Consider the following 23,263-nt stretch of genomic DNA (forward strand, 5'->3'; position numbering starts at 1 on the left):
AAAATCCATTGGCTGGAAGAGAATATCCATTAGAAAGAACCAGAAACATCGGTATCATGGCGCATATCGATGCTGGTAAAACTACAACAACAGAGCGTATTCTTTACTATACCGGCGTTAACTACAAGATTGGTGATACTCATGAAGGTACTGCTACCATGGACTGGATGGAACAGGAGCAGGAGAGAGGTATCACAATCACCTCTGCAGCTACAACATGTCACTGGACTCTGCAGGAAAACTGCAAAGCAAAACCGGGCGCTCTTGAGCATCGTATCAACATCATTGATACCCCTGGACACGTTGACTTTACTGTAGAGGTAGAGCGTTCTCTTCGTGTATTAGACGGCGCTGTTGGCGTTTTCTGTGCAAAGGGTGGCGTTGAGCCGCAGTCTGAAAACGTATGGCGTCAGGCTGACACATACAACGTACCGAGAATGGCATTTATTAATAAAATGGACATCCTCGGCGCTGATTTCTACGGAGCTGTAGAGCAGATCAAAACCCGTCTGGGCAAGAATGCTATCTGCATCCAGCTTCCAATTGGTAAAGAAGACGAATTTAAGGGAATCATCGACCTGTTTGAGATGAAAGCATACATCTACAACGACGATAAGGGCGATGACATCTCTATCGTAGATATCCCGGAAGAAATGAAAGACGATGCAGAACTGTATCGTACAGAGCTTGTAGAGAAGATCTGCGAGCTTGACGACGATCTGATGATGGAATATCTTGAAGGTGAAGAACCGTCTGTAGAGGCAATGAAAGCAACACTTAGAAAAGCTACATGCGAGTGTGCAGCTGTTCCGGTTTGCTGCGGTACTGCTTACAGAAACAAAGGTGTTCAGAAACTTCTTGATGCGATCATCGAGTTTATGCCGTCTCCGCTTGACGTACCGGCTATCGACGGAACAGACCTTGATGGAAATGAAATCGTAAGACACTCTTCTGACGAAGAGCCGTTCGCAGCGCTTGCATTCAAGATCATGGCTGACCCGTTCGTAGGAAAGCTTGCTTTCTTCCGTGTATATTCAGGAACAATGAATTCCGGTTCTTACGTTCTGAACTCCTCTAAAGGAAAGAAAGAGCGTGTAGGACGTATCCTTCAGATGCATGCGAATAAGAGACAGGAACTTGACAAAGTTTATGCCGGCGATATCGCAGCAGCAGTTGGATTTAAAGTAACAGGTACAGGTGATACCATCTGCGACGAGCAGCATCCGGTTATCCTGGAATCCATGGAGTTCCCGGAACCTGTTATCGAGCTTGCAATCGAGCCTAAGACAAAAGCAGGCCAGGGCAAACTTGGCGAAGCTCTTGTTAAACTGGCAGAGGAAGACCCCACATTCCGCGCTCATACAAACCAGGAAACTGGACAGACAATCATCGCCGGAATGGGTGAGCTTCATCTGGAGATCATCGTTGACCGTCTCCTTCGTGAATTCAAGGTAGAGGCTAACGTAGGTGCTCCTCAGGTTGCTTATAAAGAGACAATCACAAAAGCTGTTGAAGTTGACAGCAAATATGCAAAACAGTCCGGTGGTCGTGGACAGTACGGTCATTGTAAAGTTAAATTCGAGCCTATGGATGCCAACGGCGAAGAACTGTACAAGTTTGAGTCTACTGTTGTCGGCGGTGCTATTCCGAAGGAATATATCCCGGCAGTTGGCGAAGGTATCGAAGAGGCAATGAAGGCTGGACAGCTTGGCGGATATCCGGTTGTTGGTATCCATGCTAACGTATATGACGGTTCCTACCATGAGGTCGACTCTTCTGAGATGGCATTCCACATTGCAGGTTCTCTTGCATTTAAGGACGCTATGCAGAAGGCATCCCCGGTTCTTCTTGAGCCGATCATGAGAGTCGAGGTAACTACTCCGGAGGATTACATGGGTGATGTTATCGGTGATATCAACTCCCGTCGTGGTCGTATCGAGGGTATGGACGATATCGGCGGAGGTAAGATGATCCGTGGTTTCGTTCCGCTTTCCGAGATGTTCGGATACGCAACAGACCTTCGTTCCAGAACTCAGGGACGTGGTAACTACTCCATGTTCTTCGAGAAATATGAGCCGGTTCCGAAGTCCGTACAGGAAAAGATCCTTTCCAAGAAAGACGCTTAATCGATTCATAAAATACTTGCAAATATCCTTGATTTGCAATATAATCAAGGATAGCAAGTTTACTTTAAAAAATATGCTCTGATAGAAAGAGCCAAGTTTTAAGGAGGACATTTTAAAATGGCAAAGGCTAAGTTTGAGAGAAGCAAACCGCATTGTAACATTGGTACCATTGGACACGTAGACCATGGTAAAACTACACTTACAGCAGCTATCACTAAAGTTCTGTCTGAGAGAGTAGCTGGTAACTCCGCTACAGATTTCGAGAACATCGATAAAGCTCCGGAAGAAAGAGAGCGTGGTATTACAATCTCTACAGCACACGTTGAGTATGAAACAGAGAACCGCCACTATGCACATGTTGACTGCCCAGGACATGCTGACTACGTTAAGAACATGATCACTGGTGCTGCTCAGATGGACGGCGCTATCCTTGTTGTTGCAGCTACAGACGGTGTTATGGCTCAGACTAAAGAGCACATCCTTCTTTCCCGTCAGGTAGGTGTTCCTTACATCGTTGTATTCATGAACAAATGTGACATGGTTGACGATGAGGAGCTTCTTGAGCTGGTTGAGATGGAGATCCGTGATCTTCTTTCCGAGTACGACTTCCCAGGCGATGATACACCGGTTATCCAGGGTTCTGCTCTTAAAGCTCTTGAAGATCCAAACGGCGAGTGGGGCGACAAGATCATGGAGCTTATGGCTGCAGTAGACAGCTACATTCCGGATCCGAAGCGTGACACAGATAAAGACTTCGTTATGCCTGTAGAGGACGTATTCTCTATTACAGGTCGTGGTACTGTTGCAACAGGCCGTGTTGAGGCTGGTGTTCTTCACGTATCTGAGGAAGTTGAAATCGTTGGTATCAAAGAAGAGACACGTAAAGTTGTTGTAACTGGTATCGAGATGTTCCGTAAACTTCTTGACGAGGCTCAGGCTGGTGACAACATCGGTGCACTTCTTCGTGGTGTTCAGAGAAACGAGATCGAGCGTGGACAGGTTCTTGCTAAACCAGGCACAATCACATGCCATACAAAATTCACAGCTCAGGTTTACGTTCTGACAAAAGACGAGGGTGGCCGTCATACACCATTCTTTAACAACTATCGTCCGCAGTTCTACTTCAGAACAACTGACGTAACAGGTGTTTGCAACCTTCCAGAAGGAACAGAGATGTGTATGCCTGGAGATAACATCGAAATGACAATCGAACTGATTCACCCAATCGCTATGGGACAGGGTCTTACATTCGCTATCCGTGAAGGTGGACGTACTGTAGGATCAGGTCGTGTTGCTACAATCATCGAGTAATCACTGATTGACAGATTATAATATATAAATTGGTATCATAGATACCATGTGTTCAAGCGTAAGATTGCCCCGGAACCGTAAGGTTTCCGGGGTTTTTCTGTTGCTTAAAAATTAAGAATAAATCTATAAAGAATAGCGAATAAATTAAAACAGGCAGGTATGGGAAGACTTTTATTTTCTTCGCATATCTGCCTGTGATACTGTTATGATACTATTTTTATTCGTTATTGGAAAATTTCTTTGCTAAAAGTTCATCTCGTTTACGAATTCGTGTTTCAAAATCCAGTTCTTCAATTTCTTTATGTGTGACAGGTTTCGCTGTGTAGTATTCCAGCGTCTGTTTTTTCCACATATCGTACATATCCTTGCCTGTGAAATAAGATTCCAGGCTTTCTCTGTTCTCTTGCAGGTCTGCAAGAAAATTACACATATCCGCATTTAAAGAATGCTCCGGATCATTTCCATAAAAGCGAAGTCCGGCATACCATCTCTGAGTTGTTGTTTCTATATCTCCGGGAAGTTTATTATTTATGTCCAGTTCATAGCGTAATTCATTTGACTCATTCATCTGGAGTAGAACCCAAATGACATCGCTCAGGGTAGAAATTTGTATTTTGTTTTCAGATAATCCAAACAACCAGTCCAGTGAGACATGAAATTTTTGAGCAATGGTTAATAATACCTCATTGGATGGAGTAACCACACCGTTTTCATAACTGGATAAAGTTGATTGCCTTATCCCAATGGCTGCGGAAAAGTTTTTCTGATTCATTTTCAGATCAGTTCGCAGTTCTTTTATTTTCTCTGAAATAGATGATTCCTGCATGATAGACACCTCCTCAAAACTATAATTAGTATATCATAAATGATAAAAATCAACAATATGGGAAAATATCATTTATACAGATAAAAATTATTGACAATGATTATTTAAAATGATATAGTATCAGTGAAAATGATAATTATAGATAAGGAGGAAATGATATGCAGAAACAGAACTATATGATTACAGCAGAAGAAGTGGCTGAAAGCATGGGAATTTCACTTGGATATGCTTATAAGCTACTTCGTAAATTGAACAAAGAGCTTGCAGATCAGGGATATGTGACCGTTGCAGGCAAAATACCAAGGGCATTCTGGGAAAAGAAATTTTATGGATATTCCCAGATTGCAATGTAAGCGGGGTGAGAATGTATGGCAGCATACAAAGATGAAGAAAGAGGAACCTGGTATGTTTCGTTTTATTACGAGGACTGGACAGGAGCCAAAAAGAGAAAAGTAAAAAGAGGATTCCGCACTAAGAAAGAAGCATTAAATTTTGAAGCGGAGTATAAAAGAACAGCGAAAGCAGACATGGATATGACAATGGGAGAGTTTGTAGAAGTCTACTTCCGAGACAAGTCTCAGTCATTGAAGGACAGGAGTATCAAGAATAAAAGAGATACGATGAAGGCTCAACTGTTACCGTATTTTAAGGACAGATCAATGAACAGTATTACACCAGCAGAGATTATCCAGTGGCAGAATACGATTATTGAAAAAGGATATTCAGATGATTATCTGAAAACAATACAGAATCAGATGACGGCATTATTCAATCATGCGAAGAATATCTACAATCTGGCAGATAATCCCTGTGACAAAGTAAAACGTATGGGAAAGACTTCAAAAAAGAAAATGAAGTTTTGGACAATTGAAGAATATCGGCAGTTTATGACCGAAATAGAACCGGGAAGCAAATATTATGTGCTGTTTGAATTATTATTCTGGACAGGAGCGAGAGAAGGCGAAGCACTCAGCATTACACCTGCTGACATTGATTTTGAAAGGAATCTACTTCATATCAATAAAACTTACTACCGTATGCATGGAGAGGACGTGATTACATTTCCCAAAACAGAAGAATCGAACCGTACGATTTCCATACCGGAATTTCTGAAAAAAGAGATTCAGGACTATATTAGCAGACTGTATGAGTTGCCCGAAGATGAACGGATTTTTCCAATGGTTCATGAAGCGGTACAGCATAAGTTAAAACAGGTGGTTCAAAAGACTGGAGTAAAAAAGATAAGAGTACACGACATTCGTCACAGTCATGCGGCATTTCTGATTAATAAGGGAGTGCAACCATTGATGATTAAAGAAAGGTTTGGACATACGGACATTCGCATTACATTGAATACTTATGGGCACTTATATCCAGATCAGCAGAAAGTGGTGGCAGATATGCTGGATGATGAAAATATAAAAAGCTCCGGAAGTACGAACAACCGGAGCAATGTGACAAATGGGGACGAATCCACAAATGTCAATCCTAGACAAGTTGATTATAGCAGGGATTCTTCCAAAGAACAACAGATAATTGGCGAGAATAGTTTGAAAAATGGAGGAATTTATGGAACAGAGAAATGAGAATAAAACAGAATTGAAAATGATAAAGATGTCAGATGTTCAGTCCCAGACAGTGGACTGGCTCTGGTATCCATTTATCCCTTATGGAAAATTAACGATTATTCAGGGAGATCCGGGTGATGGAAAAACTACGTTAGTATTAAATGTTGCAGCGAGATTGTCTAAAGGGGAAGGACTGGATAATGATATGAAAGTAACAGAACCAGTAAATATTATTTATCAGACAGCGGAAGATGGACTGGCAGATACAGTAAAACCCAGACTGGAGCTGGCAGAAGCGGTCTGTGAAAGAATCATGGTTATAGATGAAACAAAAAAATCACTTTCCATGATTGATGAAAGACTGGAAACTGCTATCAAACAGACTGGTGCGAGAGTGCTTATTTTAGATCCGATTCAGGCATACCTTGGAGGAACAATGGATATGAACCGGGCAAATGAAGCAAGGGATATGACGAAAAGATTGAGCTTGCTGGCAGAAAAATACAAATGTGCAATTTTATTAATCGGACATATGAATAAAGCTGGTGGAAATAAAGCTGCATATAGAGGAATGGGTTCGATTGATTTTTTTGCAGTAGCCAGAAGCGTATTACTGGTAGGAAGAATAGAGGGAGAACCGGATTTAAGAGCAGTGGTTCAGATTAAAAATAATCTGGCTGCATTTGGGCATTCCAAAGCATTTCGCCTGACAGAAACAGGATTTGAGTGGATAGGTGACTATGAAATCACAGCAGATGAGGTGCTTGGTGGAATTGCGCCAAAGGTAAATAAACTGGAACAGGCAAGGAAGATGCTGAGGGAACTGGCAGAAACATCAACTTCTGTGCAAAGCAGTGAAATCTTTGATATGGCAGAAGATTTGAATATTTCTAAAAGAACACTGGAAAATGCAAAAAAGGAACTTGGAATTAAGGCAAGACGAATCGGTAATTCATGGTATTGGGATTTAGATAAAGTTAAGCCGGAATAAATTAAGGGTGCAACATTGCAGAGTATATAGAAAATGCGGAATTAAAATGCAAGATTGCAATCTGTAAAGACATTGCAGTGTTGCGTCCTTACATAAATTGTAAGAAGGTGAGAACTTGAAAAACGTTATGATTCCAGAGGAGTTATTTGGAAAGATTATAAAATATCATTTACTGGATCAGGAACAGGAAGCAGATGATATAAGAAATGGTTTGGAGAAAAAGCTGGATGCAATGGTAAATCGTGAGGTATACAGTAAATCCAAAACTGCACCAACAGAAGAAGAACGGGAAAAGTTCCGGCAGGAGTATCTGGACAGAAAAGGAATGCAAGAGAGCTTTCGATGGTAACAGTTCTTATTGACTATCTTTTTACAGGAGTGTGTCACGCACCTGTGAGAAGTAAACAAGGAGAAAGTTGGTAAGGTGCAGACGGAAAACTATGGTTGGAATGTGAGATTACTGTAAATTTGATAGTTGTGAAGAAGGGAGAAAGATACAATGAAACAGGGAAGATTAGGATATAACAGCAGTAATGACAGATATGGATTGTTGGCATCAGACTTATGGATTGATACGGGATTTCACTGTGGAGAAGGTCTTGAGGTGCTGGTTGATGATAAGTGGGTACGGACAAGAATGGAGATGAATCCGGCAAGAGAATGGTATCTGGTGGGAACACCATATTGCGGAGATCTGGAATATGTACAGGCAAGAATACCGGAATAATTTGATCGGATAGCCCCCGGCAGGGCGCAAGGGTACTTTTGATGGACGGTACGGCTGTCGAAAGTGCTTTTGCGTTACTTTTGACAAAAGTAACAAAACCGCCGTATCCGGCGAAAATTTCTTAATATCGCCATGACTGGCGTAAATAAAAATTATGCGCTATCTGGCACTTGCTCAGAAAAGAGGTGAGAAACATTATGATAAAACGAACAATTAGCGGTATGATAGGGAAAGGTTCTTTGGCCCATAACAGGAGAGAGTTTTTCGCAGAGAATGTAGAACCGGACAGAGTACAATTAAATATTTGTTACCAGAATGAAAATCTGAAGGAAGTCTATAAAGAGTTATTTGATGATGCTGTGGGGAGATACAACATCGGAAAAAGAAAAGAACGGCAGATTACAAATTACTATGAAAAAATTCGGCAGGGAAAACAAGAGAAGTTGTTCCACGAAGTGATTTTTCAAATTGGAAATCGAGAAGATATGGCTGTCGGAACAGTAGAAGGAGATCTGGCTGTAAAAGTGCTGGATGAATATGTAAAGGACTTCCAGAAACGGAATCCAGCGCTACGGGTATTTGGGTGTTATCTACATCAGGATGAGTCTACTCCACATTTACATATTGATTTTATTCCTTATGTGACTGATTGGAAAGGAAAAGGAATGGACACCAGAGTTTCGTTGAAACAGGCATTAAAAAGTCTTGGATTTCAAGGTGGAAATAAGCATGATACAGAGTTGAACCAGTGGATGAACCATGAAAAAAAGGTCCTGGCAGAGATTGCAAAACAGCATGGCATTGAATGGGAACAGAAAGGTACTCATGAGGAACATTTGGATGTTTATAACTTCAAGAAGAAAGAGCGAAAAAAGGAAGTACAGGAGCTGGAGCAGGAGAAAGAGTATCTAACTGCAGAAAACGAAGAACTGACAGCACAAATTGCGGAATTCAGAGCAGATATCCAGATTTTAAAAGACGATAAGGAACAGGCAATCAGGGAGAAACAAGAAGCAGAACAAAGGGCAGAGGACGCAGAAAAAGAAGTAAAAAGTCTGGAAGAGCGTCGAGATGTGCTGCAGCCGATTATGGATAATGCCAGTAAAGAAATAAAAGAATATGGAATGATTAAGACGTTTTTACCGGAGGCAGGAACATTTGAACGTGCAGTACTTTACAGAGAAAATAAAATCAAGCCATTGTTTATCAAGATGAAGAATCAGATTGCTGCATTAGCTGGAAAGGTTGTAGAACTTAACAAAACGATAGAAAGCTGGAAAAACAAATATCAAAAATCTACGGAGAAATGTGATGATATCCAAACGCAGTTAGATGATGTGCGTAAAGAAAATGGGGAATTATTAAATGATAATCAACGTTTACAAGAGATTTCGGACAGATATGACAGAGTGGTGCGTATTTTGGGATCAGAAACTGTAGAGGATGTGGTGCAGCAGGATATTAAAGAACAAAGGACACTGGAAGAAAAACGGCGAATGGAGCAAATGCCAAAGGGAAGCGTTCTGAAACAGTTGGAATGGGCGACTCAAAAGAGTCAGATTGAAAACCAACAACGTAAGAAAAATAGAACAAAATACAAAGGATTGGAGATTTAGACTATGAAAAAACAAATTTATGATGAAAAAAATGGAATGAGCTATACGTTGCATGGAGATTACTATTTGCCGGATCTGGTTTTAAGAGAAGAAGAACCGACATATGGAAAATATGGAATGTTACGAAAGCAGTTCTTAAAAGAACACAGATCAGCAAGGTATCAGTATTTGTTATTGACTGGAAAACTGAATGAACATCTGAATCAGACTGATCAGGAAGCTAGAGAACAGGTGGAAACGCTTATGGAACAGATGACAGAAAAACAGGGTGTAACTGAAGAATTAAAGGCACAGGATCAGATGGAGTGGGTCAGGCTGATGAATAATATAAAAGCTAGTGCAGAAGAAATTGTATTGAAAAACATGATATATGTGTGATTGCGAGGGGGATAAAATCGCTTTTTTACATTTTTGTATATTAGAATAGAACTTTAGAAAGCACTATGGTAAAATAAAGTGAAGGTAAATTGAAAGTTATCAAAACAAAGATAAAAACGCAACGTGCATCTTTGATGTGCCAGAGCCGGTAGGTAGCCCGGCCGTCCTATATAAATAGGGTAAGTAACCTGCCCCTCCGGGTTGTCCATTCTTTGTTCAATAAATTTTAGGAGGGATTTTTATGGACAAAGTAAATGGAAGATTGACGGTATATTTTGAAGAACCATTTTGGGTAGGCATATTTGAGCATATTGAAGATGGTAAATTATCTGTGGCAAAGGTAACATTTGGCGTAGAACCAAAAGATTATGAAGTGCAGGAATATATTCAAAAATACTATTTCGGTTTGAAATTCAGTCCGGCTGTTGAAGCTATTGTAAAGGATATAAAAAGAAATCCGAAACGGATGCAGCGTTCAGCAAAAAAGCAGATGCTGGAAACTGGTATTAGTACAAAATCACAACTGGCGTTGAAATTACAGCAGGAACAGAACAAGCATGAGCGTAAAGAGAGAAGCCGAAAGAAAAAAGAAGCGGAAGAACAGCGAATGTTTGAACTAAAACAGCTAAAGAAAAGAGAAAAGCATAAGGAACATTAAAAGTCCCTTGGGCTTCTTCTCAAATCGGGATTGTTTTAATATGTCTTAGCTGCAGAAGGTGAACAAAAAATTGCTTATACTGTGAGAGGTTCGCAGTATGTGGCATGGCAGAGTAAAATTTTTAGCTACGAATTTACATATTGTTCTTTTGAGTAGCAGAAAATTTATATATTAATGTGTTCACTAAGGAGGAGGTAGAGGATGATGTATAATGATTTTTCTATAGTCGATTATCAGAAATCTGAGGATGAAAATAAAGCTATTCAAAAACTGGCTGAACATAGAGATATTAAGTTGATGGTTAAAGAGATTGGCGAGAAATATGGAATAGATATTCAATCTACAGAAGGAAATTCACATTTGGGTGATTTTAGCTATCCCAAGGAAGATGAACAAAAGTTAATTTTTATTCTGGATAGGTATTTAAAAGATTAGCGCAGATAATAAATATTAGCAGATGATTGGAGGAAGCTGAGAATGGCTGAAAAAGGTTATGGAGAAATTAAAGCAAGAGCAAAAATTTTTCCAAGTGATATTGATAAATTCAGCGAGCAAGGGGTTAGCATAGCTTTAGTCCAAGCTAAAGCTTCTCCAAAAACAAAGCAAAGGGCTGAAGCAAAAGGGATAAAACTTTACGATGACCTTTCACCCGAAAAAGTTAAAGAAGTTCGTGAAAAAGTGAAAAAAAGGAAAACTGGAGGTAAGAACAATGCTTGATATTACATTTTACAAAAAGCAAAATAATGATAATTTTGTTCCTTGTATAATAGAATTGTGCGATGAAGATTACGAAAAAATAATTGTTTCAAATTTCGCAAAAAGATTTCACTCTGAAAAACAATGCTTAATAGTGGAAGAAGAAGAATATTTTATCGATGCGGTGTATTGTGATGCTCTTGTTTTGGAGGAAGCTAAAGAAATTTGTAATAGATTATTGTTTGAAGAACTTGAGAAAGTACAAAATTACTGCAGTAGAATTGAAGGAGAAACTATAAACAAAAGCAAGTTGAACTTTATGTTTGTGCTTAGAGACGTGCTAAGTAATCTCGGCGAATGTCAATACTTTTCATACGTTTGAAATAAAGGTGTTTTGCACAAACGCACAATCGGAAGTTGTAGTAAAGGAGGTTTACAATGGGGTTTTGGATTTTTATGTTGATTATGGATTTGCTTCTTCCATTTACGATGATTGGTTTTGGAAGATATTTTATGAAAAAGGCTCCAAAGGAAATAAATTCAGTATTTGGATATCGGACTTCAATGTCTATGAAGAACAAAGACACATGGGAATTTGCTCATAAATATTGTGGTAAAGTCTGGTATGTCTGTGGAATGGTTATGTTGCCGATAACAGTAATATTCATGCTTTTAGTGATTGGAAAAAATGAAGATTGTGTTGGGAGTATAGGAGGGATTATCTGTGGTGTTCAACTTATTCCTTTAATTGGGTCTATTCTCCCAACAGAAATAGCATTAAAAAAGAATTTTGATAAGAATGGAACAAGACGATAAATTCAATTTGTGGAATCGACTGAAAGGAAGCATTATATGTTCTATATTGTTTTTGACTTTGCAATGGCAGTGATTATGATTTTATTTGGAATATGGTTTTATAGGTCAAAAGGACAAGCATCCAAATTCTTGTCTGGTTATAATATGAAATCAGCAGAAGAACGAAAAAAATATGATGAAAATGCTATGTGTAAGGCATATGGGAAGAGAATGATGTTTATGTCAATTCCTTTTATTGTTGGAATGATTATAGATATTTGGCATATAGGAATCGGTTGTTTAATTGCATGGGTGATATGGTTTGTTATGTTTATTCTGCTGCTTATGGATAGACATAAAATAGAAGGTTAATTTATAGAGGAATAGAATGCTTTTGGGGTGAAAATACCGTTTATTTGTTTTAGACATACGATGTCCGGTTGAAAATTAGCGGATTCTCGTTTTATGTCGTGGTAATTTTGATACATATTGGTAAGCTGTAAGTGGAAGAGAGGTAGAGACATGGACACAAAAAAGATTGGAGCTTTTTTAAAGCAATGTCGTAAAGAAAAGAATCTTACGCAAGAGCAGCTTGCCGAGAAGTTTGAGGTATCTGCAAGAACAGTTTCCAGATGGGAAACAGGAATAAATATGCCAGATCTCAGTATACTTGTTCAACTTGCTGAATACTACGATGTTGAGATGAGAGAGCTCCTGGATGGAGAAAGGAGCCAGACTATGAATAAAGAGATGAAAGAAACACTGGACAAAGTTGCGGTGTATGAAGGATGGGTGAAACAAAAAGCATTAAAGGCTGGAAATCTTGCATTTGCATCAATGTTTGTGATTAGTGTGTTAGCGATTATTATTCAGATGTTATTAACTGTGGATATTCGCTTGGTTTTAGGAGAGACAGCAACTGCTTTGGTAGGAGGAATCCTGTACGCCTCTATTATGGTGTACAATGGAATATGGGATAAATGTTTGCCAAAAAGTGCTACTATATGGAGAGATTTTCTCACCAGTGTGATATGTGCAGGAATTTTTACAGTCATCTATGGTGTATGCTTATTCAGAATGGGGGCTACAGAAACACAGATAACACGGTTAGCATTGGGATTTCTGATTGGTATTACTATTGTGGCATTTATTATTCTTAGGCTCTTGGCATTTATTAATCGAAAAAGAAACCAGAATTCGTCAAATGTTCAGGAGAAAAAGGAAACTTCCCTATCTAAGGTAGAATGGACAAAAATTTATAATGCACAGAATATAGTAGAGACAGAACAACTTGTAGAAATGTTAAAGCAAAATGGAATAGCAGCTTTTTCACAGGAAGCAGGTGCGAATGTTGCAATGCATGGGGCACCTGGATTTGGAATATATGGTGTGGATATATTCGTGAAAACCGATGATGCAGAGAATGCAGTAAAGGTGCTTAAAGGTTACTTCTCGGGGGATATATATAGTTTTGCGAGAAAAAAATTTTGACATTTTTAGAGATAGGTGCTTTTTTTAATTATAGTGATATTGAATTTACCGCTTAGTTATATAGCTAAGCGGTGTTTTTATAAATATTTACAAGCGGAAAAAAAGAGCAGCTAAAATAAAATAAGCATAAAATATGGAAAAAGTAAAAAAATAATGGACGCTGCGCTTGACAAAATAATAAATAGAGTATAGTATGAAAAAAAGGAGACGTGAAAAATGAATATAAATCAAAAACTAATTAGGGCTGCAGAATTTAACCCTACAGAAAAATCGCATAAATTAACAGTTTTAAGTATGTGTCAGCAAATTGAAAAACAGCAAATAACTTTACCGTTATATCAGAGAGACATGAGTTGGAATTTGCATAAATGCATTTCTCTTTTAAATTATCAATTATTAGGAAAAGCTCCGGTTTCGCCACTTTCAGTTAATGCGATTAATGATCTGCAGGATTACGTGCCACAAGTATCATTTATAACGAGAGAAATAGTTAAGGATATGAGTAGAACTCAAATTTCAATTGTAGATGGACAGCAAAGACTGACAACGAACTATAAAGCATATACGGATAGTGAGGATTTTCGAAATATAGTTTTGGATTTAATAAAAGGAAGATTTCTTCTGGTAGAGGGAGCAATAGAAAGATATCAGATTCCAGTTGGAAAGCTGCTCAATAAAGAAGATAGCGTGTTTTATTCGTATGTTATGAATTCTAAATACCTAAGAAAAGAAAATGTGTTACCTGTTTTATTACAGTGCCGGACTAAAATTAGGAATTATTATTATACAATTAATCAAGCAGATGATTTGTCAGAAGATGAACAAATAGAATGGTTTGAAGTATTAAATAATGCAGGAAGTCGTGTAAGTGCTTTACAAATGAGATTTTCAAAGATGAAAATTCATGGAATTGATATCTATACGCAATATACGAATATTTTCAGAGATAGACTTTTGGAACATGGTTATAACTTCTTTGTCCCTAAAAAAACAGAGGTCTCTTATCCAATTGCTACTTTAAATTCGGCATATGAAATTATAACAGGTAAGGAACATACAGAAGCATATACTCCTATTCCATCTGATACAAAAGAGAACCAGTTGTGTAGTCTTAAACCTTCAGAAATTCAAAGATGCTTTGAATTGACATTGAAAGCACTAGATAAAGCACTTCAGTTTATTCAGGAACACAATTTGCAAGAACCAGATAGAATAGATTATATAACATATTTAACAGGATATTTTGTATATTATCCAGATAATATGGGAAAAGAAGTTGAAAATAAATTGTGTGAGTGGTATATGAATGTTAATTTTAAAAACCAATCTAATACTGGACGACGTACAGAATTCAAGAAGCTGTTAAATATTAAGTCATAAAGGGAGATACGGATGAAGAAGGTTATTAATGGATGCATTTATGCAATAGATTTAGGGGGAACAGAAGAATACGAATTTAAAGGGGTACACCCGGCGATGGTTGTACGGATGCTAAAAGAAGAAAAAATGTATTATGTTGTACCCTTAACGACGTATACAAAAGAGCGGTGGGAAAAATGTAAAAGACAAGGCTTTGGGTGTAGAATCGTTTCAACTAATTCTATTGCTCGAGTTGATAAGATTAATATTGTTACAGAAAAACAAATACATAGTAGATATTACAATTCTGAAAAATTAGTATGTGCGGAACCGGCGGAAATTGAAAAGGTAATTTTGCGGGTGGAAGAATACTTTAAATTGTCGAATCAAAAGGGATTGAATGAGTATAAGAAATTTTATTCAGAGAAAAAAGTTTTTGAAAATAAAATGTATCAATTTTGGATTGACAATAAATTTGATGATGTTTATTATAATGTAAAAATAGAAAAAGGCTCTATTGAATTAGAGTTAGGAAAAGATGAAATTCGAAATCTGACCTTTAATGATATAGTACAGGTATTATCTGAATTGTTAGATGCTTCAAAGCTTCATTTCGAGAAAAAAGGTAATCAAAGTATAATAATATGTTTTAATGTCGATCACAAAATAGCATTGACTTTTCAAGAAAAATATGATAAATTTAAATCACAGAAGGGTAGTGTAGAAGCGTAAAGCCAGCTGTGAATAATAAGTGCGTAGAAGGGTTGTATTTAATATACGTAAAGCCAGCTACATAAAAAGTAAGCTAGTTTAGTTTACTTTTTTTATTTAGTGCATATCATAGATAATGGAAGGGCAGCTAATAGCGTAAGACCAGCCACTAATTTCGAGGGATTGGGAGACCAATCCTTCGTTTTGAATGTATTACTTATTTTGTGATACTATTTTGATACTAAAAAATGCAGAGAATAGAGATATAGCCTGGAAAATCCACAACACAAGACAATATGGACACGAAAATCACAGAAAATAATGGGATTTTAAGAACCTCACAAACGTGAAGGTGGACGTACTGTAGGATCAGGACGTGTTGCTACAATCATCGAGTAATACAATCTGAATATAAATTTGTTATCGTAAGATAACGTTGTGTCCAAACGTAAGATACCCGTAGAACTTCGGTTCTACGGGTTTTTCTGTTGCCCGGAAATATATAAAAGAGCGGAAAAGAATAACGAACAGTATAGAAAAACGGTTGCCGGGAGAGTGTCCTGACAACCGTTTGTGATAACAGAATGATAACTTTTATGGAATTGAATTACAAATTTCAATAAGTAAATTAGTTGAACATTGCAATTCGTAAGAAGTATATGGACGATTTATAGGATCTGGATGATCAATGGCATTTCGAATATAGGTTGGTAATGTTTCATAATTTGTGATATGCCCATTCCGATTAGTGAAAGATGATGGTTTAGAGTGCATAGAAACATTATATAAATTATGAGCTTTGATATAGCTATCCGTATTTATGACATTTAAATCTCCTAATTTATGCTGCAAATTTCCGTAAAGCTCTATATGATAATCGGTAGATGCAATATTGAATGCTAAATAGTTTATTTCAGCAGCGGTAATTGTTGGAAGAACAGAAGGACTTGTAATGCGTCTTTGAGAAATACCTGCTTGAGATTGATTTAATACAACGACAAGCACATTGTCAGAATCCTGTAAAGCTGAAGACAATACGTATTCCGAGTGTGTTGCAATAATTAATTGCGTCATTTGTTCTAGTCCGGAGGAGAATAGACTACGATAATAAGGTAAAATTCTTTTTTGCCAAGTTGGATGCATACTTAATTCTGGTTCATCTATAAGTGCAGTGCCGCCGATTATGCTATTACTATTTTTTAGTAAGTGAGCACCGCGAAATACGATTTGTTTTTCACCTGTACTTAAGGCGTCAACAGATATTTCATGGTCATATTTTTTGAACAAAATGCGCTTTTCTTCAGGAGATGAATTATCAATCCTTGAAAACGATAAATTATCAAAAAAATTATCAAAAGAGTATTTAAAACGTGATAATTTTGCTGTTTGTAAAAATTCATCCAGTGATTTTCCTGTATTAGATTTACTTATTTCCATCCAATCGGAGTTATCTTGAGTATCTATATCCACAATTAATTGCTTGATTGAAGTGAAGTTTTCATTATCATCATTTTCATATTTGTTAGAATCCAATTGTGATGTAGTTACGGATGTTACTTTGTCTGTTGCAAATCCTGAGCGTGCCTTTGAATAAGAACATCCATAATGTCTGATATCAGAAATATCATTGACAATGGAATCAGTATTATTATAACGATTGGATGTAATATCTTTGGTTGTTCCATCGATTTTGCAAATTCTTTTATGAAAACCAAGCTGTTTGTTATCTTCCGATAAAGGGATAATTGTATATAGATTATTTTCGATGTTATATTCAATAAATTCGAATGGTTCTATACTTCCGAGGTTTAGAAATGTACTTAAGGTTTCTAAAATAGTTGTTTTGCCTGTTCCATTTTCGCCAGCTAATATGATGGTTGAATAAGGAGAACCATCTGCTTTTGTAAAATCTAGTTCTAAATTTCCGAGTATTTCGTGATTGTTCCATTTTATTTTAGTAATCATATTTACCTCCTACATATTAATTTAAGTGAGATCACATGTTCGAATAGACAGATCTTTGAAACCTTTTTTGATTACAGTATGGCACCCTATCGTGGTTCCCATAGCACGCAATTTCCATTCTTCCTGGGTAGCGTTTAGCTTATCCAATTCTTCCTGCCTCTTATCTTCATCTTCAATAGCTAATATTTCAGCTTTTTCCTTTTTGTAGACATTTTTAAACTGACACCACTTCTTAAAGAAATCCTGCATTGTAGGATTATCAAATGTCATTGCAATCTTCTGATCTGAAGTCTCCGAAAGAGAAAGATTTACAGAGTCATCGATTGCAAACAGGATGGAGAGTACATCTCCAACAGTCTCAATATTGAAATCAAGAAAAACACTGACATTTAATCCCAGTGCAGTTGCAATCTTTTCTAGCTGATCCGGTTTTGGATTCCGGATTCCCAGTTCATATTTTCTTATCGTACCAACATTAATGCCGGACAGCTCGGCTAATTGTATCTGACTGTATCCTCTGAATTCCCGGTATGCCCGGATTTTTTTACCTACCATTATGGCTGCCTCCTTAATTATATTTGTGTTTCTATTCTAGCACAAAAGTGAATGATGTGAAAGAGGTTGTTTTTTCAGAGTGGATCGTGAAACACTTTGGAATATAAAAATTAAATTTGCAAAAGGTTATTGACAAAGTCACAAAAGTGACTGGAAAGGAGGACGATATGAGAACTAATTATATGATGACTGTTGATGATGTCATGGAAGAATTAGGTGTAAAACGCAGTAAGGCATATTCCATTCTGAAGCAGCTTAATGATGAACTGGCAAAGGAAGGATATGTGGCAGTTCGTGGAAAGATTCCACGTCCCTATTGGGAAACAAAATTTTATGGATGCTCTCAGAGAGCAGTTTAAAGGAGGGTTTAGAATGTCAGCTTACAAGGACACAAAACAGGGAACCTGGTATGTGAGCTTCCGTTATATTGACTGGACAGGAAAGAAAACGCAGAAGCTGAAAAGAGGGTTCAAGACGAAGAAAGAAGCATTGAATTATGAAAAGGAATTCATGAGAAAGACTGCAGCGGATATGAAAATGGAGATGGGAAGTTTCATCGAAGTTTATTTTGGAGACAAGAGAAAAGAACTGAAAGAAAATTCAATCCGGAATAAGCAGCACATGATGAACAAACACATTGTTCCGTATTTTGGAACAAGAAAAATGAATGAGATCACACCGGCAGATGTTATCCAGTGGCAGAATACCATTCAGGAAAAAGGTTACAGCAAGACTTATGAACGCATGATTCAGAACCAGTTGAATGCATTATTCAATCATGCACAGAAAATTTACAATCTGAAGGAAAATCCATGTAAGAAAGTAAAGCGTATGGGAAAATCGGACGCAGACAAGCTGGAATTCTGGACGAAAGAAGAATATGAACGTTTTATTACGGTGATTGATCCGGGAAGTGAGGATTATCTGATATTTGAAATTTTGTTCTGGACCGGTATAAGGGAAGGGGAACTTCTGGCACTGAGCTTTTCAGATTTTGATATGAGTGGGAACAGGCTGCATATCAACAAGACTTATAACCGGATTCAGAAGCGAGATGTGATCGATACTCCCAAAACGGAAAATTCAGTTCGCACCATTGACATTCCTAATTTTCTGAAAGAAGAAGTTCAGGAATATGTGAAGAAACGCTATGGATTTCCGAAAAACCAGAGATTATTTCCGATCGTGGCAAGAACACTGCAGAAACGACTCAAGAGATATGAAAAGCAGAGCGGTGTGAAGCAGATCAGAGTGCATGATATCCGGCACAGTCATGTTGCCTATCTGATTTATCAGGGTGTGGAACCGCTGATTATCAAGGAAAGGCTGGGGCACAAAGATATTCAGATGACATTAAATACGTATGGTCACCTGTATCCGTCACAGCAAAAAAAGGTAGCTGAGATGTTGGACAACAAACGTTAATACGGAGGAAGAAGTAAATGAAAACAAAGAAAGTAGTCGGAAAAATATTTGATGCAATTAACTACAGTAAGAAGTTGAAGATAAGTTCCATTTTACCAGATCGAGATTCAGATTATGTGATTCTTCTTGAATTAGAGGACGGAAGCAAATTTGAAATTATCATTATTCCTACAAGGAGATTCGTATAAGGAGTGGAACCATGGCTACTGACAGAAAAAAAGAAAAAGCCCAGACAAAATATCTGAGCAAGTTCTCTGATAATCAGATTCACTGATATATCATCTTGGCAGATTCAGTATATCACGAATTGAACGATACAACAATTCCCGAATATCTGTTTATCAGAGACTTGCCCGGAAGGGCAAGAGGTGGATATGACAATATTTGAACAGGTAAAAGAGTGCGTAACAGCCAGGCAGGCTGCAGAGCATTACGGGATAAAAGTAAAAAATAACGGAATGGCTTGCTGCCCGTTTCACAGTGACAGGCATCCGAGCATGAAAGCAGATAAAATGTATCATTGCTTTGGATGTGGAGCGGGTGGGGATGCGATTGATTTTACGGCGAGATTATTTGGACTATCGCAGTATGAAGCAGCAAAAAGGCTTATCGAAGATTTCAGATTGGATATTCATATCGAAGATAAGAGAAAGCGTAGAAGAATTGGAAACAGGGCTCCCCTGAAAACACAAAAGCCTAAAGTCGTATTGATCAGAGAAAAATTAGAGCAGTGGCTAAACTATGCGACAGATGTGCTGATCCGATATCTGAGGTGGATTCAGTTCTGGAAAGAATTTTATAAACCAAACCCAGAAGAAGAATGGCACGAATTATTTACGGAGGCATTGGCAAATGAAAGAAGAATAAATGACTATCTGGATGTGCTGATGTTTGGAACCGGAGAAGAAATTATAGATTTTTTCAAAGTGAAAAGAAGGGAGGTTGAACGAATTGAAGAAAGAGTTAACAAATATCAGCGAGAAGTCCTTGATGGAATTAGAGAATATTGTGGACGAGGAAATGCTTACAGTCGAGGATGTTAATGAAATGCTGGCTCATACAGATAAAGGCAGAACCAGACAGACAATCCGAAATTGTGTGACAGTACTGCAAAATGATCCGGTGTTGAAAAAAGCAATTCGGAGAAATGAGCTTTCCGGAAGGATAGATATTGTAAAAGAAGTACCGTGGGAACGAAGAAACAGCAGCCTTACGGAGACGGATACAGATGATTATAACCTGAAAATGTATCTGGAAGAAAACTATGAGATTACAAGTGAACGGGTAATAAAAGCGGCAGTAGATATTGTTTCCAATGAAAATAAATATCATCCGATCAGAGATTATCTGGAGAGTCTGGTATGGGACGGTGTTCCACGTATTAAGAATTTGTTGCCACGATTTCTTGGAGCTGAAAAGAACAATTATACAACTGGTGTGATGAAAATGCACATGCTGGCGGCAATATCCAGGATATATGAACCGGGAATAAAGTATGATATTATGCTCTGTCTGGTAGGAAGTCAGGGAGCCGGAAAATCTACTTTTTTCAAATATCTGGCAATAAAGGACGATTGGTTCAGTGACAATCTGGATCACCTGGATGATGAGAATATTTACCGGAAATTACAGAACCATTGGATCATAGAGATGGGAGAAATGAAAGCAACTGTGACGGCAAAGAACATTGAGCAAATCAAATCATTTCTCAGCAGACAGAAAGAAACTTACAAAGTTCCTTATGAGGTTCACCCGGAGGACAGACCACGACAGTGTGTGTTCTGCGGAACATCGAATGATTTGAATTTTCTTCCATTAGACAGAACCGGAAACAGAAGATTTGCTCCGGTTATGACGGATGTAACAAAAGCAGAAGTTCATATTATGGACGATGAAGAAGAGAGCAGAGCTTATATCGTACAGGCATGGGCTGAGGCTATGGTGCTTTATCAGCAGGAAAATGTATATCTCAGTTTTACAAAAGAAATCGAGGAAGAAGCAAAGAAACTGCAGAAAGAATTCATGTCGGAAGATACAAATGCAGGAATTATCCAGGCATTTCTTGATGATTATGAAGACGATTATGTATGTACAAAACTATTGTTTGATGATGCACTGCACCGGACAGGTGAGATGAAACAGTGGGAAAGCAAAGAAATCGCAAATATTATGAATAATGCAATTGAAGGATGGAAAGCACACGGAACTCACCGTTTCGGAAAGGAATATGGAATACAGCGGTCATGGAAACGGATAGAAGATTCTGTGAAGAAAGATAAAGACGGATTTATGGAAGTACCGGAACAACTGGAGATACCATTTGAGTAAACACAACTGTAAACAATGTAAACGAGACTTTGTAAAAAGAATGGAAAAGTTAACTTTTAAAATCTTTTGAGCTGTGTTTACAAATTCCGTTTACACATGGGAAAGGAGCAGAAATGATGAAACATGAATAGCCCCGCAGGGCGCAAGGGTACTTTTGATGGACGGTACGGCTGTCGAAAGTGCTTTTGCGTTACTTTTGACAAAAGTAACAAAACCGCCGTATCCGGCGAAGATTTCTTATAATCGCCATAACTGGCGTAAATACAGATTTTGTGCCATATCTGGCACTGATTTAAGAATGGGAGGTGAGAGAAAATGGAAATGAAAAGAACGATAAGCGGAATGATCGGAGCTGGCTCCCTGGCACATAACAGACGTGCCTTTGTTGCAGAAAATGTTGACCGGGAAAGAGTTCATCTGAACATTAAGTATTGTGATGAAAATCTGAAAACAGTCTATCATGAATTATTTGACCAGGCAGTGGAGCGATACAATGAGGGGAAAAGAAATGACCGGAAGATTACAGATTATTACGAAAAAATACGTCAGGGAAAACAGGAAAAGTTGTTTCATGAAATGATTTTTCAGATAGGAAACAGCAAAGACATGGCTGTTGGAACTGAAGCGGGAGAACTGGCTGTAAAAGTCTTGGACGAATATATGAGAGATTTCCAGAAACGCAACCCTGCGTTACGGGTATTTAACTGTTATCTTCATCTGGACGAAGCAACTCCGCATCTGCACATTGATTTTGTTCCTTATGTATCTGGCTGGAAAGGAAAAGGGATGGATACCAGAGTATCGTTAAAGCAGGCAATGAAAAGTCTTGGATTCGAAGGTGGATCAAAACGAGATACAGAACTGAACCAGTGGATTAACCATGAAAAGGAAGTTCTGGCTGAAATCATGGAGAGGAACGGAATTGAGTGGGAGAAAAAAGGAACACATGAAAAGCATCTGAATGTATATGAATTTAAGAAAAAGGAACGGATAAAAGAAGTACAGGAACTGGAGCAGGAGAAGAAATATCTGACAGCGGAAAATGAGGGACTGACCATACAGATTGCAGAAACAAGAGATAATATACAGCATTTGAAAGAGGATAAGGCACAGGCTGTCAAAGAAAAAGAAGACGCTGAAAAGCGGGCTGAGAAGGCAGAAAAGGAATTAGAAAATCTGGAAAATCGCAGAGAACGACTGCAGCCGGTCATGGATAATGTCAGTAAGGAAATAAAAGAATACGGGACGATTAACACATTTCTTCCGGAAGCAGGTGCATTGGAGCGTGCAACAACTTATCGGGATAAGAAAATCAAACCGTTATTTATTCAAATGAAAAACAAGATTGCTGCAATGGCTGCTCAGGTTAAGGAACTTACCAGAGAACGTGATGCCTGGAAAAATAAGTTTCAGAAGAAAAAGCAGGAGTGTGAGGAGACGAAAGAAGAACTGCAGGCAGTCCAACAGGATAAAAAGGAACTGTCTAAGGAGAAAGACATACTTCAAGACCTGGCAGGTCGATACCACCGGATCGTGCGTGTACTGGGGAATGATATGGTGGAAGATATTGTCCAGAGAGATATTCAGAACCAGAAAATTCTGGAAGAAAAACGACGGATGGAGCAAATGCCACAGGGAAGTATTAAGGAAAGAATGGCATGGGCTGAGGAAAAACGAAGAATGGAAAATCAGCAACGTAAGAAAAACAGAACAAAGAACAGAGGAATGGAGTTGTAA

The 23,263-nt window shown here is 38.1% G+C and carries 27 protein-coding genes; 24 read left to right on the plus strand and 3 right to left on the minus strand.

Annotated elements, in window-relative coordinates; translation table 11 throughout:
• The first annotated feature begins 8 nt into the window (after positions 1–8).
• Positions 9–2,126 carry an elongation factor G gene (gene fusA / locus LU279_RS02475; protein ID WP_274420721.1) on the plus strand — a complete coding sequence of 706 codons (2,118 nt, stop codon included), beginning with the start codon at positions 9–11 and terminating at the stop codon, positions 2,124–2,126.
• Between the two features lie 117 nt (positions 2,127–2,243).
• Positions 2,244–3,437, plus strand: coding sequence for an elongation factor Tu (gene tuf, locus LU279_RS02480; RefSeq protein WP_274420723.1), 1,194 nt, complete (start codon positions 2,244–2,246; stop codon positions 3,435–3,437).
• Positions 3,438–3,654: 217 nt separating this feature from the next.
• Here the strand turns inward: tuf and LU279_RS02485 are convergent, their stop codons facing one another.
• Positions 3,655–4,263 (minus strand): helix-turn-helix domain-containing protein, encoded by a 609-nt coding sequence (locus LU279_RS02485; protein ID WP_330684534.1) that lies wholly within the window; start codon positions 4,261–4,263, stop codon positions 3,655–3,657.
• Between the two features lie 158 nt (positions 4,264–4,421).
• Between LU279_RS02485 and LU279_RS02490 the strand changes: the two genes are divergently transcribed.
• From LU279_RS02490 to LU279_RS02565, 16 genes are all read left to right on the plus strand, one after another.
• Positions 4,422–4,616, plus strand: coding sequence for a DNA-binding protein (locus LU279_RS02490; RefSeq protein WP_274420727.1), 195 nt, complete (start codon positions 4,422–4,424; stop codon positions 4,614–4,616).
• Between the two features lie 15 nt (positions 4,617–4,631).
• Complete coding sequence (locus LU279_RS02495; protein WP_274420729.1) at positions 4,632–5,849, plus strand: site-specific integrase; 1,218 nt, start codon at positions 4,632–4,634, stop codon at positions 5,847–5,849.
• The gene (locus tag LU279_RS02500) at positions 5,821–6,822 is read left to right on the plus strand and encodes an AAA family ATPase (protein WP_274420731.1); all 1,002 of its coding nucleotides are present in this window, start codon (positions 5,821–5,823) and stop codon (positions 6,820–6,822) included. Before LU279_RS02495 ends, LU279_RS02500 begins: the two co-directional genes overlap by 29 nt.
• Positions 6,823–6,937: 115 nt before the next feature.
• Positions 6,938–7,171, plus strand: a complete 234-nt coding sequence (locus LU279_RS02505) for a complexin-2 (RefSeq protein ID WP_330684536.1) — start codon at positions 6,938–6,940, stop codon at positions 7,169–7,171.
• Positions 7,172–7,321: 150 nt separating this feature from the next.
• Positions 7,322–7,549 (plus strand): DUF5348 domain-containing protein, encoded by a 228-nt coding sequence (locus LU279_RS02510; RefSeq protein ID WP_055053912.1) that lies wholly within the window; start codon positions 7,322–7,324, stop codon positions 7,547–7,549.
• 197 nt (positions 7,550–7,746) lie between these two features.
• Positions 7,747–9,165, plus strand: a complete 1,419-nt coding sequence (locus LU279_RS02515) for a plasmid recombination protein (RefSeq protein WP_274420733.1) — start codon at positions 7,747–7,749, stop codon at positions 9,163–9,165.
• Between the two features lie 3 nt (positions 9,166–9,168).
• Complete coding sequence (locus tag LU279_RS02520; protein ID WP_274420734.1) at positions 9,169–9,543, plus strand: TnpV protein; 375 nt, start codon at positions 9,169–9,171, stop codon at positions 9,541–9,543.
• A gap of 241 nt (positions 9,544–9,784) precedes the next feature.
• A complete protein-coding gene (locus LU279_RS02525) occupies positions 9,785–10,201 on the plus strand; it encodes a YjdF family protein (protein WP_274420736.1) in 417 nt (138 codons plus the stop codon).
• Between the two features lie 201 nt (positions 10,202–10,402).
• The gene (locus LU279_RS02530) at positions 10,403–10,636 is read left to right on the plus strand and encodes a hypothetical protein (RefSeq protein WP_207659456.1); all 234 of its coding nucleotides are present in this window, start codon (positions 10,403–10,405) and stop codon (positions 10,634–10,636) included.
• A gap of 42 nt (positions 10,637–10,678) precedes the next feature.
• The gene (locus tag LU279_RS02535) at positions 10,679–10,918 is read left to right on the plus strand and encodes a hypothetical protein (protein WP_274420741.1); all 240 of its coding nucleotides are present in this window, start codon (positions 10,679–10,681) and stop codon (positions 10,916–10,918) included.
• Positions 10,911–11,279 (plus strand): hypothetical protein, encoded by a 369-nt coding sequence (locus LU279_RS02540; RefSeq protein WP_274420743.1) that lies wholly within the window; start codon positions 10,911–10,913, stop codon positions 11,277–11,279. Before LU279_RS02535 ends, LU279_RS02540 begins: the two co-directional genes overlap by 8 nt.
• 56 nt (positions 11,280–11,335) lie before the next feature.
• Positions 11,336–11,713: an SdpI family protein gene (locus LU279_RS02545; RefSeq protein WP_003864540.1), complete on the plus strand. Its 378-nt coding sequence runs from the start codon at positions 11,336–11,338 to the stop codon at positions 11,711–11,713.
• A 36-nt stretch (positions 11,714–11,749) separates the two neighbouring features.
• Entirely contained in the window at positions 11,750–12,064 is a 315-nt protein-coding gene (locus tag LU279_RS02550; RefSeq protein WP_274420777.1) for a DUF3784 domain-containing protein, read from the plus strand.
• A gap of 150 nt (positions 12,065–12,214) precedes the next feature.
• Positions 12,215–13,183 carry a helix-turn-helix domain-containing protein gene (locus tag LU279_RS02555; RefSeq protein WP_274420780.1) on the plus strand — a complete coding sequence of 323 codons (969 nt, stop codon included), beginning with the start codon at positions 12,215–12,217 and terminating at the stop codon, positions 13,181–13,183.
• A 216-nt stretch (positions 13,184–13,399) separates the two neighbouring features.
• Positions 13,400–14,563, plus strand: a complete 1,164-nt coding sequence (locus tag LU279_RS02560; protein WP_081017107.1) for a GmrSD restriction endonuclease domain-containing protein — start codon at positions 13,400–13,402, stop codon at positions 14,561–14,563.
• A 12-nt stretch (positions 14,564–14,575) separates the two neighbouring features.
• Positions 14,576–15,274: a hypothetical protein gene (locus LU279_RS02565; RefSeq protein ID WP_055053907.1), complete on the plus strand. Its 699-nt coding sequence runs from the start codon at positions 14,576–14,578 to the stop codon at positions 15,272–15,274.
• A gap of 573 nt (positions 15,275–15,847) precedes the next feature.
• Here the strand turns inward: LU279_RS02565 and LU279_RS02570 are convergent.
• Both LU279_RS02570 and LU279_RS02575 read right to left on the minus strand, forming a co-directional pair.
• The gene (locus LU279_RS02570) at positions 15,848–17,218 is read right to left on the minus strand and encodes an AAA family ATPase (protein ID WP_274420783.1); all 1,371 of its coding nucleotides are present in this window, start codon (positions 17,216–17,218) and stop codon (positions 15,848–15,850) included.
• A gap of 21 nt (positions 17,219–17,239) precedes the next feature.
• Positions 17,240–17,773 carry a helix-turn-helix domain-containing protein gene (locus tag LU279_RS02575; protein ID WP_274420785.1) on the minus strand — a complete coding sequence of 178 codons (534 nt, stop codon included), beginning with the start codon at positions 17,771–17,773 and terminating at the stop codon, positions 17,240–17,242.
• Positions 17,774–17,940: 167 nt separating this feature from the next.
• Here LU279_RS02575 and LU279_RS02580 point away from each other — a divergent pair, with 167 nt between their 5' ends.
• From LU279_RS02580 to LU279_RS02605, 6 genes are all read left to right on the plus strand, one after another.
• A complete protein-coding gene (locus LU279_RS02580; protein ID WP_009243123.1) occupies positions 17,941–18,132 on the plus strand; it encodes a helix-turn-helix domain-containing protein in 192 nt (63 codons plus the stop codon).
• A gap of 13 nt (positions 18,133–18,145) precedes the next feature.
• Positions 18,146–19,198: a site-specific integrase gene (locus tag LU279_RS02585; RefSeq protein ID WP_274420804.1), complete on the plus strand. Its 1,053-nt coding sequence runs from the start codon at positions 18,146–18,148 to the stop codon at positions 19,196–19,198.
• A 17-nt stretch (positions 19,199–19,215) separates the two neighbouring features.
• A complete protein-coding gene (locus LU279_RS02590) occupies positions 19,216–19,386 on the plus strand; it encodes a hypothetical protein (protein ID WP_009243121.1) in 171 nt (56 codons plus the stop codon).
• A gap of 186 nt (positions 19,387–19,572) precedes the next feature.
• Positions 19,573–20,241: a CHC2 zinc finger domain-containing protein gene (locus LU279_RS02595; protein WP_274420806.1), complete on the plus strand. Its 669-nt coding sequence runs from the start codon at positions 19,573–19,575 to the stop codon at positions 20,239–20,241.
• The gene (locus LU279_RS02600) at positions 20,189–21,526 is read left to right on the plus strand and encodes a virulence-associated E family protein (RefSeq protein ID WP_274421164.1); all 1,338 of its coding nucleotides are present in this window, start codon (positions 20,189–20,191) and stop codon (positions 21,524–21,526) included. The genes LU279_RS02595 and LU279_RS02600 overlap by 53 nt, the downstream gene beginning before the upstream one ends.
• Before the next feature lie 315 nt (positions 21,527–21,841).
• Positions 21,842–23,263 (plus strand): plasmid recombination protein, encoded by a 1,422-nt coding sequence (locus LU279_RS02605; RefSeq protein WP_274420807.1) that lies wholly within the window; start codon positions 21,842–21,844, stop codon positions 23,261–23,263.

It is taken from the genome of Blautia sp. XA-2221 (genome assembly GCF_028767025.1).
In the GTDB taxonomy this organism is placed as follows: domain Bacteria; phylum Bacillota; class Clostridia; order Lachnospirales; family Lachnospiraceae; genus Blautia_A.